This window comes from Enterobacter cloacae complex sp. SHL021, from assembly GCF_049237765.1.
Lineage (GTDB): Bacteria > Pseudomonadota > Gammaproteobacteria > Enterobacterales > Enterobacteriaceae > Enterobacter > Enterobacter cloacae.
Map to the genome: position 1 here is coordinate 59,876 of NZ_JBMKJG010000008.1, position 15,450 is coordinate 75,325.

Sequence of the window (15,450 nt, forward strand, 5' to 3'; positions counted from 1 at the left end):
AAAAAACCGCCTTCATCGAGAAGGCGGTTTTTTGTTATCTGCAGCGTATTACGCGGGCAAGACCTCTCTTTCCACTTTGCCGCGTGTGACAAATTTACGCAGCGTCACGTAAAACACCGGCGTCAGGAACAGGCCAAAGAGCGTTACGCCCAGCATACCGGAGAATACGGTGATCCCGGTGACGCCGCGCACTTCTGCACCCGCACCGTGGCCGAGGATGAGCGGGATGGTCCCGGCGATAAAGGCGATGGAGGTCATCACAATCGGGCGTAAACGCAGGCGGCACGCTTCGAGCGCCGCTTCCATTATACCTTTGCCCTGGATTTCCAGCTCGCGGGCGAACTCCACGATAAGAATCGCGTTTTTACACGCCAGCCCCATCAATACTACCAGACCCACCTGCACAAACACGTTGTTATCGCCGCCGGTCAGCCAGACGCCAAACAGGGCAGAGAGCATCGTCATCGGCACGATAAGGATCACCGCCAGCGGCAGCGTCCAGCTTTCGTACAGTGCCGCCAGGACCAGGAACGCCAGCAGAACCGCGACCGGGAAGACGATTAACGCCGTGTTCCCCTGAGTGGCCTGCTGGAAGCTCAGATCCGTCCACTCGATATTCATCCCGTTCGGCAGAATCTGCTTAGACATCCCCTCCAGTTGGGTCATCGCCTGGGTAGAGGAGAGGACGCGCGGGTCGGCATCGCCAATCAGGTCCGCCGCCGGATAGCCGTTGTAGCGGATCACCGGATCGGGCCCGTAAGTGGTACTGATATTGACCATACTGCCAATCGGCACCATTTCTCCCTGATTATTACGGGTGCGCAGATTCGCAATATCTTCCACGCTGTCGCGGTACGGCCCGTCGGCCTGCGCCATCACACGCCATGTGCGGCCGAACTGGTTAAAGTCATTCACATAAGACGATCCCAGATAGGTTTGCAGCGTCCCGAACAGATCGGTCAGCGACACGCCCTGGGCTTTGGCCTTATCCCTGTCGACCTGCACATCCAGCTGCGGAACGTTCGCCTGGTAGGTGGAGATAGGGAAGTGCATCCCCGGCGTCTGCATAATTGCACCCGACATGGTGTTCACCGCGTTTTGCAGCGCACCGTAGCCCAGACCGGCCCGATCCTGGATGTACAGCGAGTAACCCGACCCCTGACCCAGCCCCAGAATAGGCGGCGGCAGAATGGAGAAGCCAAAGCCCTGCTGGATTTGCGCGATTTTGGCGTTGATCTCGGCGTTAATTTCCGCCGCCGTGTGTTTACGCTGGTCAAACGGTTTCAGGCCAAAGAAGACCGTCCCGGTATTCGGCGTATTGGTGAACTGCAGCGCATTCAGCCCCGGGAAGGCGACCGCATAATCCACGCCCTCGGTGTTCATACCGATTTCGCTCATTTTGCGGATCACCGCATCGGTACGTGCCAGCGATGAGCCTTCCGGCATTTTCACGCCGCCAATCAGGTACAGCTTATCCTGAGTGGGAATAAACCCGCCGGGTACGGCTTTAAACATCACGCCTGCGGCACAGAGCAGCAGAACATAGACCACAAACACCGCACCGCGTCGTCCGAGCGTTTTGCCCACCAGCCCCTGATAACCGTTCGAGCTACGGTGGAAGAAGCGGTTGAACGGACGGAAAATCCAGCCGAACAGGCGATCGATAAGCCGGGTAGGGAGGTCCTTCGGCGCGCCGTGCGGCTTCAGGAGCAGGGCGGCCAGCGCAGGCGAAAGCGTCAGCGAGTTAATGGCGGAGATCACCGTTGATATCGCAATCGTCACCGCAAACTGCTTGTAGAACTGACCCGTAACCCCCGAAAGAAACGCCATCGGCACGAACACCGCGCACAGCACCAGCGCAATCGCGATAATGGGCCCGGAGACTTCACGCATCGCCTGATGCGCTGCCGCCAGCGGCGCAAGACCCTCTTCGATATTTCGCTCGACGTTTTCCACCACCACAATGGCGTCGTCCACGACGATACCGATCGCCAGCACCAGCCCGAACAAACTCAGGGTGTTAAGCGAAAAGCCCAGCAGGTAGAGAACGCTGAACGTGCCCACCACCGAGACCGGCACCGCGATCAGCGGAATGATCGACGCACGCCAGGTTTGCAGGAACAGAATGACCACCAGTACAACCAGCACCACCGCTTCCAGCAGCGTCTGCACGACCGCGCGAATGGAGTCACGCACGAATACCGTCGGATCGTACGGTGCCGCCCATTTCATGTCTTCCGGGAAACGGGTAGACAGTTCTGCCATTTTAGCGCGCACCGCGTTAGACAGATCGATGGCGTTCGCTCCCGGCGACTGGAAGATACCAATCCCGACCGCGTCTTTATTGTTGAGCTGGGAACGCAGCGCATAGCTGCCGGAGCCCATTTCAATGCGCGCCACATCGCGCAGTCGCACCAGCGAGCCGTCCTGCGCGGTTTTCAGGATAATATTGCCAAACTCTTCTTCAGTATGCAGACGACCCTGAGCGTTAATGGAGATCAGGAAATCGCTCTCTTTCGGCAGCGGCTCGGCGCCCAGCTGTCCGGCGGACACCTGCACGTTTTGTTCCTGCATTGCCGTTACCACGTCCGAGGCGGTCAGGCCTCGCGCTGCCACCTTATTCGGATCCAGCCAGACGCGCATCGCGTATTCACCCGAGCCGAAAATCTGGATTTGACCGACGCCGGGCAGACGCGCCAGTTCATCCTTCACTTTCAGCGTGGCGTAGTTACGCATATAGAGTGAATCGTACTTACCGCCGGGCGAAAACAGATGCACCACCAGCGTCAGCGTCGGCGACTGCTTCTGGGTGGTGATACCCAGACGGCGAACGTCTTCCGGCAGGCGCGCTTCGGCCTGTGACACGCGGTTTTGTACCTGAACCTGGGCCTGATCCGGGTCGGTTCCTGGGCGGAACGTGACGGTGGTCACCAGTACGCCGTCGGAGCCGGCGACGGACTTCATGTACATCATGTTTTCAACGCCGTTGATCGCTTCTTCCAGCGGCGTCGCCACGGTCTCTGCAATCACCTTCGGGTTGGCGCCGGGATACTCCGCGCGCACCTGCACGCTTGGCGGCACAACGTCAGGGTATTCGCTCACCGGCAACAGCGGGATGGCGATTAATCCTGTGATAAAAATCAGTATCGACAGCACCGCGGCGAAGATCGGCCTGTCGATAAAAAAGCGGGAAAAGTCCATGGGTCGGATTCTCAGATAAGGGATCAGTTAAGGGCGGCGCGGGTGGTCATGGCAACGGTTTTCGCGTTTACCGGCATGCCCGGCATAAACACTTTTTGTAAACCGTCGACGATGACTTTATCGCCAGGCTTCAGCCCCTGCTGGACGATACGTAAACCGTCGGCCAGACGCCCTGGCGTAATATCACGACGCTGCGCTTTACTCTCTTTATCAACGACATAGACATACTTACGATCCTGATCGGTCAGCACCGCTTTGTCGTCGATAAGCGTGGCCTGGAACTCCGCGCTGCCCGGCAGGCGGACGCGGGCAAACAGTCCCGGCGTGAACTGACGCTGTGTGTTATCCAGTAGCGCGCGCATGCGGATGGTGCCGGTACTGGGTGTTAACTGATTATCAAGAAAATCGACTTTTCCCTGATGGGGATAGCCGTCTTCACCCACCAGCCCAATCTCAACCGGTAGCGCCTGGTGATTGCTGGCGGCACCTTGCCCGCTGAGGGCGAGTTTTTGATAGTGAAGGTAAGTTGACTCATCCACGTCAAAGTAGACGTAAACCGTCTTCTGCGAGACCAGCGTGGTGAGCACGCTGGCGCTGTCACCGGCGGTAACGAGGTTCCCGCTGGTGATCAACGCGCGGCTGGCGCGCCCGTCGATAGGGGCGGTCACTTTAGTGAAATCCAGGTTCAGTTGCGCGGCATCCACCGCCGCCTGTGCGGCGCGAATGTCGGCCTGGGCCTGGACGGCAGCAGCGCGGCGCTGCTCCCACTCTTCACGGGATACCAGATGGGTATTGACCAGTTTATCGGTACGGTTTGCCTCGCTTTGCGCCAGGCTGGCCTGCGTTTTGGCTCTTGCCAGCGCTGCCTGCGCCTGTTCCAGCGTGGCGCGATAGGTTCTGTCATCGATCGTGAACAATACCTGGCCTTTTTTGACCTCCTGACCGTCGGTGTAATTCACTTTATCAATGTAGCCGGAGACGCGAGGGCGGAGCTGTACGCTTTCCACCGCTTCGATCCGGCCATTAAAGCTATCCCACTGGCTAATGGATTTGACGACCACGTCAGCGGCGCTGACGGTGGGCGCTTGTGGCGCGGCATTTTGCGCGACACCCTCGTCACACCCGACGAGCAGGGCGGAGAGTAACACCGCGCCCAACGCGTTCAGATGAAAATTACCCCAGGTTTTTTGCAGGCTCATTATTTTTATTCCGGTAGTTGTAGCCGCCGGGCAAGACGCAACGGGGGACGCCGCGCCACTTCCTTTGTCCGGGCTGGCTTAAGGCCATTTGTGTCGTTCATCGCCACAAAACTGTAACAATTGTGAATACACTATCTCGGCGATTGTAGGTAGGCGCTAAATTTAGTGCAAGAATAATTGTTGCACTTTATGTGCTATTTGAGGCCGGGGAAAAAGGCGCGTTTTCGGCAGGGATTAAATGCAACAATAAAACTTGCATTTAACATCAAAACGGGCCATCTTTAAATGCAACAAACAAAGGTGCTTTTTACTACGTGGCGTGTGGGGGAGAAGATGTACACTGGCGCAGTTATTCACGATCTGCTCGACTGGATCGATAACAACCTGGATAGTCGTCTGGACATTGAGACCGTATCAAAGCGTGCAGGCTATTCAAAATGGCATCTTCAGCGGATCTTCAAAGAACACACGGGTTACCCTATTGCCGAGTATATCCGTGCGCAGAAACTTCAAAAATCGATGGAGCGGTTAACCCATAGCGATGAGCCGATCCTGAACGTGGCGATTGCGTTGGGCTTTGACTCCCAGCAGTCTTTCAACCGCAGCTTTAAGCGTCAGTATGGTCAGGCGCCGGGGGCATGGCGTCGCAGCATTGTCAGCACGAAAACGCAGCATTTAAGCCAGACATCCCCCTAGCCTGGGCGGGAACCGTTTCGCTCCCGCCTGAGGGGGTAATGCGCGGGGTTAACTGTTTATAAAGGCGAGAAGATCGGCATTAACCTGATCGGCATGTGTCGTTGGGATACCGTGAGGCGCGCCTTTATAGGTATGCAGGGTTCCGTTCTGGACCAGCTTGACTGACATCGCGCCGGAATCCGCATACGGCACCACCTGATCGTCATCCCCATGGATGACCAGAACAGGGATGGATATCCCTTTGAGGTCTTCCGTGAAGTCAGTCTGCGAGAAGGCCACAATCCCATCGTAATGCGCCTTGGCGCTTCCCATCATTCCCTGACGGTACCAGTTATAGATGACCGCTTCGGAAGGCTTCGCCCCCGGGCGATTAAATCCATAGAACGGTCCCGCGGGCACGTCATAATAAAACTGAGGACGATTCGCCGCCAGCTGGGCCTGAAAATCATCAAACACTGACTTTGGCGTACCCTGAGGATTACTCTCCGTCTTCACCATCAGGGGCGGTACAGCACTGATCAGTACGGCTTTGGAAACTTTGTCTTCACCGTGCCGGGCGATATAACGCACCACCTCACCACCGCCGGTTGAATGCCCGACATGCATCGCACCCTGTACGCCAAGATGTTCCACAACGGCGGCCACATCGTCAGCGTAGTGATCCATATCATGGCCGTCCCACACCTGATCTGAACGACCATGACCGCGACGGTCATGGGCCACAACGCGAAATCCTTTATTGACGAAGAACAGCATCTGGGCGTCCCAGTCATCACTGCTTAGCGGCCAGCCGTGATGGAAAAAGATCACTTTCCCGTCTTTTGGACCCCAGTCCTTGTAGTAGATATTGACGCCATCGCGAGTTGTTACATAACCCATGATTATTCTCCACTCAGATAGACAGATTGCATGAAAGGCAGAAATGAAATGCGGTATACGGCCCGACTCCGCCGCGAATTAAGAAGTGTAGTTCATACGCTGGCCGTCTGGGTTAAGGCTCACCCACTGGCGGGCAGAGTGGGGCAGCGGTAAGGGGGACGGACAGAAAATAAATTTTAGCTGCAAACTACACCGTGAAAGGTTATACTGTATATAAACACAGTGAAAGGGGCGCGTCATGGCGGTTGAAACAAAATATGTTGTTGTAAGAAAAGGTGAAGAGAAAATGACATTTGCCAGTAAGAAAGAGGCTGACGCGCACGACAAACTGCTCGACATGGCAGACGCGTTCACCGACTGGCTGCTGCAAAGCGGACTGCAGATGGATGAAACGCAGGCTGAAGATCTGGGGCTGTATCTCGCCGAGCAGAAAGAGGCCGTGCAGCATATTCTGCGTACCAGCAAACTGCCCGATCTCAACGCTGTAACCGACAAAACAGAATCTGATGAGGCTGGCAGTAAAAAAATCCGAGCCGTGAAAGCTGCCTGACAGGGACATTAACGGTGGAAAAACAGTCGAGATACTGCAATACGTCTTACACCAGGGCGCCGGTGGCGCCTTTCATACCCTGACTGCTACGTCCTGGCCCAGGCGATTAATTTTCTCTCATTTCACAGCACCTCAACCACTTCAAATTCTTCTGCGATCAACTCCATATCTTCAGAAAAATGACCTTCTCGGGTGAAAAATCGTTGATGCTCTTTCTGCCAGTATTCAAGGCTTAAATCGCCTTCACCTTCTTTACGGGCAAACGCCTCGGTCACATCACAAAAACGCACCAGTCGCATTGAAACCAGCCGGGTTACACAGACCGGAACATTCTGGCCATCAAGAATAATGTTATAGCTCCCGATCCGCGGGGCAGACTCCTCCTGCTGATAAGAGGCAAAAGATCCGCAGGAAGCGGTTTTGATCCCTTTTTTAATCAGGTCTGCAAGCTCGCTGGCCAGTTCCGGGCTGTCGCCCATTTGCCAGGCACCGGCGCCTGGGTACTTCACTTTTAATTTCTCAACCGCAAACATGACAAGCCCTTTTTATATGCAGGTCTGATGAATAATGATTACGATATAATAAAAACGTCTTTATTTCAGATTGTATAGAGTCTCTCCATACGTAAGGCGACAAATATGAAATCCAGGAGTGCGTTAGTTTTAGACGAGCTCAGATCCAAATTACGTCCTGCATCGGTGGCACAAGTGGGCGGTTTTCGTCCCCCGGCAGACCCCCTTACATCCTGGTTTTTAAACGGTGTCGCTCTTCCCGGTGAAGGATTACCACTCTGGAAGGAGCAGCCGATGTTTCCGCTTCTTCAGATTCGTATAGATGAGCTTCCCGTTATCCCTGAGCAACTGAAGGACGTGGCACTCCTGGTGCTCTTTCACAATATTGAAAGCCATCCATTTGATAAACCTCATGGTGAAGGTTGGCTCATACGGGAATATGCCACCCTTGAAGGGCTTGAGTTATTGCCAGCAACAGACACGCCTTATCGCGCATTTCCGGTTCTATGGAAGGGCGTTAATGATGATGCGCCGGGATGGGAGGATGCCTGGGATATTATCGACCTTTCTGACGTAAACGGTGATCAGGAGGCAAGTGACCGCTTCCATGATGATTTTAAACGCTACAGGGGAACCAAGGTCGGAGGATACCCGATGGAGATACAACATGGCGTGGGGATAGAAGACTTTGTCTTTCAGGTGGGATCAGAGGAAAAGGTCAACTGGATGTGGGCGGATAATGGTATCGGCTATTTTCACAAATCACCGGAGGGACTCTGGACGTTTTCGTGTCAGTTTTACTGAGCATACAACGTTAGCGTCTTGCTTCAGGTGGATTCTCCGTGCCACCGTCCCAACTCATTCATAAGAGACAGTGCATGTCTGCTACGGATTTATCAAAAATGGGCACCGCGAAAGTAATGCTGAGTGTAAGTGACTGCGGGCATAAAGTGATTGAAAAATGTCCTGTCGGAGAGGTGGAGTACAGCTTTTATCAGTACGCTGCAACGGAGCTTAATCAGGCTGGCATTGTTACCCCAATGCTCTTTTCCGCTGATGCCCCTTTACGCAAGTTAATACTGGAATATATTCCTGAAAAGGTTGAACAGAACGATGTCGCAGGTGACGACGCCATCGCTATGTTGGCACGCTTGCATGGTTTCCCCGCAAATTCTGAATGGATTTACCACAGCCACTCGTGGTCAGAACTGGCGCTCGAAAAGTCCCTCATGCTTTTAGCGTTACCAGATAAAAGTACACAGCAATTTCGGCTATTTCAGGAATGTAGTGATGTTTTGTTCGCTTACCCAAGCCTGATCTCTGGTGATAGCAATGCTGGCAATTGGGGAAGAAGAGAAAACGGTGATTTGGTTCTTTTCGACTGGGAACGATTTGGAAAAGGGAGTCCTGCGATCGATCTTGCCCCTCTGATAAAAGGGATGGGTTCGAAGCTAATGTTTACTGATATTGCTGAACGCTATTGCCAGTTCTCTTTCCATCATGACCGTAATGCGTTAGCGAGAGAAATTGCCATTGCCAAAGCATGGATTGTCACCGAAGTCATTGTGCTACTTAATGAGCGGCAAAACGCAGACTTTCCTTTATATCTCGACTGGTACAGGGAACATCTTCCTGGCTGGTTAGATGATGTCATCACGATGCTATGAATGATCATCTTCAGGCTTCATCGACATATTGAGTAGACAATATTCGATGTTGCCTGTCTTTCTTACATGTAAATGGCACTAACGGAAAGATGTCGCTCCGCCTCCCCATGCTATATTTCCACCAACACATACTCACGACAAACGGAGACATGAAGATGCTGGGAGGTAAAAGAGCCGTCATTACTGGCGGCGGCGGGGGATTTGGACAGGCGTTGTGCGTGTGGTTGGCACGAGAAGGTGTCGAGGTGGATTTTTGCGCGCGGCGCGCTGATGATATTTAAAACACCTGCAGCATCATCACTACTGAAGGCGGCATGGCAAAAGGGTATCTCTGTGATTTAACCCAACCTGATTCCATTTCTCAGTTTTCTTCACAGCTGTTAACGTCAGACAAGCCTGTAGACATTTTAATCCTCAATGCTGCTCAGTGGTTGTCAGGCAGGTTAGACGATCAGCCAGAGACAGAAATTATCAATACCATCAGTTCAGGTCTGACGGGTTCGATTCTCTTTACTCAGGCATTACTGCCCGGATTAAGACGTTCAGCCAGCGCTGATATCATCTCGATTATCTCTTCCTGTGGGATCCCGAATTTCACCGATTCAATTGCGCATCCCGCTTTTTTCGCCAGTAAACATGGGCTGAGCGGGTTTATAACGAAACTGTCGCGGCAAATGTCTCAAGAAAACATACGTGTTACTGGTCTGTATCCACCCGATTTCGAAAATACCGGATTAGAGCCAGCTTTTGATGATCAATCCAGAATGGGGGACGGTCTGCTGAACGGGCGCTCGGTCTGGGAAACCATTCGTTTTGTACTGATGCAACCTCGCAGTTGCCATATAAGCCACATCTATTTCAAGGCCCAACGCGCGAAGATCTGATTAGCAGGGGCTGAATCGGGTGACGTTGATGTGATAAGTACGTGTTTTTCGCGCACACTGCCAACCTTCACCACCCACGCCAGTAACCGCAGCGTGTTACACTTCCTCACTTTCATCATCTACACGACAGGGAAGCGATGATAAATAAAATTCTGGTCAGTGCGTGCCTGATGGGGTTCAGGGTGCGTTACAACGGCAGCGAAAAAGCGAAGGCGATGGCGCAACTCTCCCGCTGGCAAGCGGAGCAGCGGTTAGTGATCCACTGCCCTGAACTGGCTGCCGGGTTGCCGGTGCCCCGACCACCAGCAGAGATTTTGTCGGCCGACGGTCGGGATGTCATGCGCGGGCAGGCCAGAATCATTGAGAATACGGGCCAGGATGTCACAGAGCACTATCAGCTTGCCGCCTGGCTGGCGCTACGTACCGCACAGGAGCATGGTTGCCGCGCGGCGCTGCTCACGGATGGCAGCCCAACCTGCGGGAGCCAGCATATCTATGATGGTTCTTTTACCGGCGTGCGCAACACGGGGATGGGTGTCGCGGCAGCATTACTCGCTGAACATGGGATCGCGGTATTCTCAGAAACGCAGCTTCCGGAATTGATGCGCTGGATTGACGAAAGAGAAAAGCCCGTATGCTGAACGCGAATGAACAAGCCTGACGTCTTAACCAGAGTAAGAGAGTCGATATCCACTTCCCATACGGAGAACGCGCGCAAAACCTTGCGGCCCGATATGCATTCCCGCAACGAGCAGATTTTCCCTGACCGCGCGTTCCAGCACCTCTTTGCGCGTTGCTTCGGCCTGTGCAGGATCCGCGTCAAAGGCGATGCGAACCTCCGGCAGGGCAGACTGTATATGCGGGTAGTGGACAATATCTCCCCATATCAGTAAGTCCTTGTCATGCGAGTGAATGAGAAACCCGGTATGTCCGGGCGTGTGGCCGGGTAACCAGACCGGCAGGATCCCTTCGGTAACACTGTTCTCATCGAAAAAACGCACCTGTTGACCACACGCCTGTAACGTCTGGCGCACGAGCCTGAAATTACGCGCTGTACGCGCATCGGCACTGTTTAGCGTGTTATCGTCCCACCAGTGTTCCGCTTCCAGAGGGTGAAGAAAAATATCTGCATGTTGATAGACAGGACGCTGTTCAGCATCCAGCAGACCACCAATATGGTCCGGATGACAGTGCGTTAATAAAACGGTATCCACCTCGTCAGGAACCACGCCAACCGCGGCGAGATGGGTGATAAGGTCACCCCCCACGTTGTTCACCCCACCTGCGCCAGCGTCAACCAGAATAATTCTCCCCCGGCCCCGGATGAGGTAGCCATTGATGTGAATATCACCGGGTTCCGCGACACCTGCATGCTCCTGGATTTCGTTTGCCGCTGCGTTTTCTATTCCTGAGAGCAAATCGAGACGAGCTGACAGAACGCCGTCACTGAGCGCGGTAATCTCAAAATCGCCAATCTGGCGCACCGGGAAGGTGGACTGAATCATCGCGTACTCCGCTGTTCTGGTTGCGTATTGTTGCCTGAACGCTGCAACTGCGGCGTCAGTGGTTCGTAGAGATAGACCTCAGGAAGAGGCGAAGCCTGGATGGCAGTTTCACGAGGCAACACCCACGCAACGCGACGTTCCGGGGAACAATCCAGCCCCACGGCCTGCATGTCGATGGCCCTGTGTCCGGCAGGACTAACGAGATGAGTGCTTAACAGCAAAATGTGATCGCAGGAGAGAGCGGGCGCCGGATCTTCACAGGCATAGAGATTACGGTGCCAGTCAGTTATGCACCTCTGCCAGCGAGAAAAATTACCGCCGCCTTTCAGACGGTACTCTTCGCTGTGCAAAACATCCGCGTTGGTAACGGTATGCAGGGCAAGATAAACCGGGCAGCCAGGCGTGATGGCCCGAAAACGCTGAGACGTCATAAATCCGGTCACGGAGAGAAGGGCGGGCAATTTCTCCTGACTATAAAACGCGTTCCACTCAGCTTCGCTTGGCGGATCGTTATACGAGCATTCCACGATATAGAACATCACAACCTCTTCGCTTAATGACTTTTCATCATGCTACAAGCTGTTTTTCGTGCGTTAAATCGATACTATGTCATGGTTCAGTGACATTAACTCATCGACTGCGCAGAATGTGCGTGGCATCAGGACCAGGCTTAATGCGCAAAAAGATACCCAGTAGCGCCTCTCTGCAGGCTTTTGATGCCGCTGCCAGGCACGGTAATTTTGCCCGGGCTGCAGAGGAGCTCTTTCTGACGGAAGGGGCGATTAGCCGCCAGATTGCACGTCTGGAATCGCTGTTAAACTGCAAACTGTTTGACCGTACCGGGAGCCGCGTAAAGCTAAATCCTGCTGGCGCGCGCTATGCTCATCATGTACGTGAAACCCTTGAGCGGCTCGAAAGGGAGACTCAGGACATCATGGGCATACAGGAGGGGACTCAGAGTCTGGATATTGCCGTGCTACCGACATTTTGCAGCCGCTGGCTCATTCCCCGCCTGAGCCGCTTTACCTCGCAGTTCCCTGAGATCTCAGTCAATCTTGCGGCCAGAACGGATCCGTTTATTTTGCCCGGGAGCGGCTTTGATGCCGTCGTGCATTTTCAACATCCCGCATGGGCCGGGATGCGACTGCAGCCGTTGTTTGAGGAAAAACTGGTGCCGGTGTGTCATCCTGCACTGTTAATGGATAAGGAACACGGTGAGCAACTCAATGCACTTGCGCGGATCCATCGCCGGCAGAATCCGGATGCGTGGCATCGCTATGCGCTGGAAAGCGGGATCAGTCTTGATAACCCGTCTCAGGGCGTACGCTACGATCTTCATGAAATGGCGATCGCTGCTGTGCTGGCAGGTCACGGCGTCGCATTGATACCACGCATGTATATCGAAAACGAACTATGCAGCGGCATGCTGGTTTCGCCATGGCCTGCCTCAGAAAGGTTAATTAAGACATTCTGTTTCATTAAACCGGCGGAAACGGGAATCAATGACGCGGCGTTAGTGACGTTTGAACGCTGGCTGCTGGCTGAAATCACTACGCCTGCCAGTCACTCAAGATGAAGCTCTGGTTTCGGCCGCCATCCTGTAAAGGGGAATTATGTCCTTACCACCACTCTATGCCCTGCGCGCCTTTGAAGTCGCTGCGCGAGTAAACTCCTTCAGTAAAGCCGCTGAAGTGCTCAATATTACGCCGGGCGCGGTCAGCAGACATGTCCGCACCCTGGAAATGTGGTTCGACTGTGAGCTGTTCAAACGGCAGGGGCCGAGAGTGGAGATCAGTGAGGCGGGGCGTGTTCTGGCCGGGCAGCTTCACGAAGGGTTCAGGAGCATCGAGTGGGCCTGTCGGGCTTTCAGAAGTGAAAACCACCTGTTGCGGCTGAAGGCACCGAGTACGCTCACCATGAGATGGTTGCTTAACGTCCTGCGATCGTTTCGTGAACATCATGAAAAACCCAACGTTGAAATAGCCAGCGTCTGGATGGACATCGATACCGTTGATTTCACGCGAGAGCCCTATGATTGCGCGATCCTGCTGGGCAACGGGCATTTTGGCGAGTCAACGGAGAGCCGATTGCTTTTCAGTGAATGGCTTATTCCGGTCTGTAACCCCGCTTTACTGGAATCTGCCCGAGAGCAACTTTCGCAGTGCGATCTGATCCATCCTTCCCCGGACAGACGCGACTGGCGGCGGTGGCTGAGAAGGACGGGGTTATTCCCCGGGCTTGATATGAGTCGCGGAGCGGTTTTCGACACCCTTGAACAGGGGAGTAGTGCCGCCATGAACGGCCATGGCGTCGCGATTGCCGACCTGCTGCTTTCGCTTGACGCGCTGAATAGCGGACTGCTTGCGCTGCCTTTCAAAGAAGCCATCGCCACCGGAGACGGTTATTACATTGTCTGGCCGAAAAATTCACTCAGGAAAAAGAGTATTGAATGTCTGCTGGACTGGCTTGACCTGCATGCCCCGGTCATTCCTTCTCTTGATATCATCTGTCTGGAATACGACGAGCATCGGCTGTAGTTATCAAAAGCAGGATATGCCGCGGGCGTATCCTGCTCTATAGACTTCAGGCGTATGGAATATTTGCCATTTTTTTATACCTTTCCGGCAATGCACCGTTCAGGTTGAGAAGTTTATCGAGAATAGCGATCGCAGGCGTATTTTTTGCGCGCTCTGAATCTACTATCGCTGCACGCAATATAGTGGCAGCCGACGTGACTTTCTGAAAGTATGCCTCGGACTCGGGCGTTTGTAATTCACCTGAAAGGGCGTAACGCACTAGCGGCCATCCTGAAAAATCCAGTACGGGAAGGGGCTCACCTTCTTTTGGCAGATTAGCGGCGAGCAACGCTTCAGCTTGCATGGGGTCGTTGTGAGCGGCACACAGAATGTGAAGGCGATGCACAAAGGCCGCAAGGGTAACATCGTTCTCTTTTTCTGCTGACAGCGATTCCAGCAGTGCCGATAAATTGGCGCCGGATGAATATTCATCTAGTGAGACCAGCTTCATTAAATGAAATATAACGTCAAGCGTCATGTTTGCTCCCTGAACATTTATCAATTTTGAAGGATGATATTTCAGGAGCAACGAGTTTGAAAAACGACAAATAGTCAGAATCAATGTGAGTTTAACTCAACATCACAAAAAGGCCCCGTCAGGGGCCCGATCTTGATTAACCACAACGGGATCAGAAGCGGTATTGCAGACCCGCGGTAATGGTATAGTTGCGGTTTGAAATACCGGCAGCATCTCCGCCAATAGAGCCCGATTCGCCAGTATTGGTATCAATAATCTGCGTACCGCCTTTACCTTCTTCGTAACTGCTATAGGTAAATTCTGCGAACACTTTGGCGTTCGGCGTGACGTAATAACCTGCGTCAACCGACGCACCGTAATAGCGGGAATCAGAGGTCTTCTCACGGAAGGTCAGATCGCGCATATAGTGCTCGTCGTTGTCATGCGCGCGTACCCAGTCACTGAATTTAAACAGGGCATTGAATTCAAAATCATTGAAACGGTACTGACCCGCCAGGCCAATGTACGGCATGGAGAAGCGCTGGCTATAGCCAATACCGCGTTCACCTGCCGGGAAGTTGCCCGTATTGGTGCCGTTATCATAATTATAAGAGCCACCGGTCGCCGTCCAGCTGAAGCGCGTTTCCTGATAACCTGCGGTTACGCCAGCTTTATAGTTATCGCCCTGGAAGATCCAGCCTTTAACGTTGAGATCGTATTCATTGGCGTAATTGACGTTGGTCGCAGGATGGGATGAATGGTCTGTCCAGGAGGATTGTTTTGCATTCATCCAGTCGTAGTCATCCATATGACCCGAGCCTGATGCCAGAGACGTCCAGCCGCGGGCGTTCAGTGTCAAAAATGAATAAGCATCCCAGGAAATATCGCCTTTCAGAATGGCGACATTTTTGATTTTCCAGTCGAGCTGGCTGATTTTTCTTCCTGTGACTTCGTCGTACACCATTTCATGGGATTTTCCGCTCAGCATCCCGGCAGAGGCTGAAACCGATAAACTTTCCGGTGAAAAATCCGGTATGGCTTGTGCGGATCCTGCATATACTGCCCCTGAAAACGCGGCCATCATCATTCCGGCAACAATATTTTTTGTCATTTTAATTTCCCTAAATCAAATTTAATCAATGCCTTGCAGACAAATCTTAAAAGTCATACAAATAAGAATCAACTGCCAGTTTTGGTATTTTTTTATTATTTGACCTAGGGAGCGATATTTAACTTTGGGCTGCCTGAAGGAGGCGGCCATTGGGTTAAAAAACAATCATTGATCGATGTAAATATACTTCCGAAAACAGCGGGGATATATTCG

General features: G+C 53.2%; 15 protein-coding genes and 1 pseudogene. 8 read left to right on the forward strand and 8 right to left on the reverse strand.

The genetic code is table 11. The features are described 5' to 3' along the window. Positions 1-48 precede the first annotated feature (48 nt). Together oqxB and ACOTZF_RS09930 are read right to left on the reverse strand one after the other, a co-directional pair. Entirely contained in the window at positions 49-3,201 is a 3,153-nt protein-coding gene (gene oqxB, locus ACOTZF_RS09925) for a multidrug efflux RND transporter permease subunit OqxB (RefSeq protein ID WP_020688167.1), read from the reverse strand. 23 nt (positions 3,202-3,224) lie between these two features. After that, the gene (locus tag ACOTZF_RS09930) at positions 3,225-4,400 is read right to left on the reverse strand and encodes an efflux RND transporter periplasmic adaptor subunit (RefSeq protein ID WP_020688166.1); all 1,176 of its coding nucleotides are present in this window, start codon (positions 4,398-4,400) and stop codon (positions 3,225-3,227) included. 333 nt (positions 4,401-4,733) lie between these two features. Between ACOTZF_RS09930 and ACOTZF_RS09935 the strand changes: the two genes are divergently transcribed. Continuing rightward, complete coding sequence (locus ACOTZF_RS09935) at positions 4,734-5,096, forward strand: helix-turn-helix domain-containing protein (RefSeq protein WP_129251641.1); 363 nt, start codon at positions 4,734-4,736, stop codon at positions 5,094-5,096. A 48-nt stretch (positions 5,097-5,144) separates the two neighbouring features. Here ACOTZF_RS09935 and ACOTZF_RS09940 read toward each other — a convergent pair whose 3' ends face one another. Further along, a complete protein-coding gene (locus tag ACOTZF_RS09940; RefSeq protein WP_020688164.1) occupies positions 5,145-5,975 on the reverse strand; it encodes an alpha/beta fold hydrolase in 831 nt (276 codons plus the stop codon). A gap of 238 nt (positions 5,976-6,213) precedes the next feature. Here ACOTZF_RS09940 and ACOTZF_RS09945 point away from each other — a divergent pair, with 238 nt between their 5' ends. After that, the gene (locus ACOTZF_RS09945; protein ID WP_038419338.1) at positions 6,214-6,525 is read left to right on the forward strand and encodes a YebG family protein; all 312 of its coding nucleotides are present in this window, start codon (positions 6,214-6,216) and stop codon (positions 6,523-6,525) included. A 122-nt stretch (positions 6,526-6,647) separates the two neighbouring features. On the opposite strand, the gene ACOTZF_RS09950 is transcribed toward ACOTZF_RS09945, so the two are convergent. Next, the gene (locus ACOTZF_RS09950; protein ID WP_013096735.1) at positions 6,648-7,058 is read right to left on the reverse strand and encodes an ASCH domain-containing protein; all 411 of its coding nucleotides are present in this window, start codon (positions 7,056-7,058) and stop codon (positions 6,648-6,650) included. Positions 7,059-7,163: 105 nt separating this feature from the next. On the opposite strand from ACOTZF_RS09950, the gene ACOTZF_RS09955 reads away from it, so the two are divergent. The 4 genes and pseudogenes from ACOTZF_RS09955 to ACOTZF_RS09970 all read left to right on the forward strand — a co-directional run bounded on the left by ACOTZF_RS09955 (position 7,164) and on the right by ACOTZF_RS09970 (position 10,229). Continuing rightward, entirely contained in the window at positions 7,164-7,841 is a 678-nt protein-coding gene (locus ACOTZF_RS09955) for a DUF1963 domain-containing protein (RefSeq protein WP_057072217.1), read from the forward strand. Between the two features lie 74 nt (positions 7,842-7,915). Further along, a complete protein-coding gene (locus ACOTZF_RS09960; RefSeq protein ID WP_040023218.1) occupies positions 7,916-8,704 on the forward strand; it encodes a phosphotransferase in 789 nt (262 codons plus the stop codon). 155 nt (positions 8,705-8,859) lie between these two features. Further along, a pseudogene (locus tag ACOTZF_RS09965) lies at positions 8,860-9,602 on the forward strand (SDR family oxidoreductase). Positions 9,603-9,725: 123 nt separating this feature from the next. Continuing rightward, positions 9,726-10,229: a DUF523 domain-containing protein gene (locus ACOTZF_RS09970; RefSeq protein WP_038980538.1), complete on the forward strand. Its 504-nt coding sequence runs from the start codon at positions 9,726-9,728 to the stop codon at positions 10,227-10,229. Between the two features lie 24 nt (positions 10,230-10,253). Here ACOTZF_RS09970 and ACOTZF_RS09975 read toward each other — a convergent pair whose 3' ends face one another. Further along, positions 10,254-11,093, reverse strand: coding sequence for an MBL fold metallo-hydrolase (locus ACOTZF_RS09975; RefSeq protein WP_062934403.1), 840 nt, complete (start codon positions 11,091-11,093; stop codon positions 10,254-10,256). Next, complete coding sequence (locus ACOTZF_RS09980) at positions 11,090-11,632, reverse strand: sugar ABC transporter (RefSeq protein ID WP_097533524.1); 543 nt, start codon at positions 11,630-11,632, stop codon at positions 11,090-11,092. Before ACOTZF_RS09980 ends, ACOTZF_RS09975 begins: the two co-directional genes overlap by 4 nt. Positions 11,633-11,766: 134 nt before the next feature. On the opposite strand from ACOTZF_RS09980, the gene ACOTZF_RS09985 reads away from it, so the two are divergent. Both ACOTZF_RS09985 and ACOTZF_RS09990 read left to right on the forward strand, forming a co-directional pair. Next, on the forward strand, positions 11,767-12,669 hold the full coding sequence (locus ACOTZF_RS09985) for a LysR substrate-binding domain-containing protein (protein ID WP_129317940.1): 903 nt from the start codon (positions 11,767-11,769) through the stop codon (positions 12,667-12,669). A 37-nt stretch (positions 12,670-12,706) separates the two neighbouring features. Beyond that, complete coding sequence (locus ACOTZF_RS09990; protein WP_061771639.1) at positions 12,707-13,630, forward strand: LysR substrate-binding domain-containing protein; 924 nt, start codon at positions 12,707-12,709, stop codon at positions 13,628-13,630. Positions 13,631-13,676: 46 nt separating this feature from the next. Here ACOTZF_RS09990 and ACOTZF_RS09995 read toward each other — a convergent pair whose 3' ends face one another. Further along, positions 13,677-14,147, reverse strand: coding sequence for a hypothetical protein (locus tag ACOTZF_RS09995; RefSeq protein ID WP_062934407.1), 471 nt, complete (start codon positions 14,145-14,147; stop codon positions 13,677-13,679). Positions 14,148-14,298: 151 nt separating this feature from the next. Next, the gene (locus ACOTZF_RS10000; protein WP_013096729.1) at positions 14,299-15,237 is read right to left on the reverse strand and encodes an omptin family outer membrane protease; all 939 of its coding nucleotides are present in this window, start codon (positions 15,235-15,237) and stop codon (positions 14,299-14,301) included. Positions 15,238-15,450: the final 213 nt, after the last annotated feature.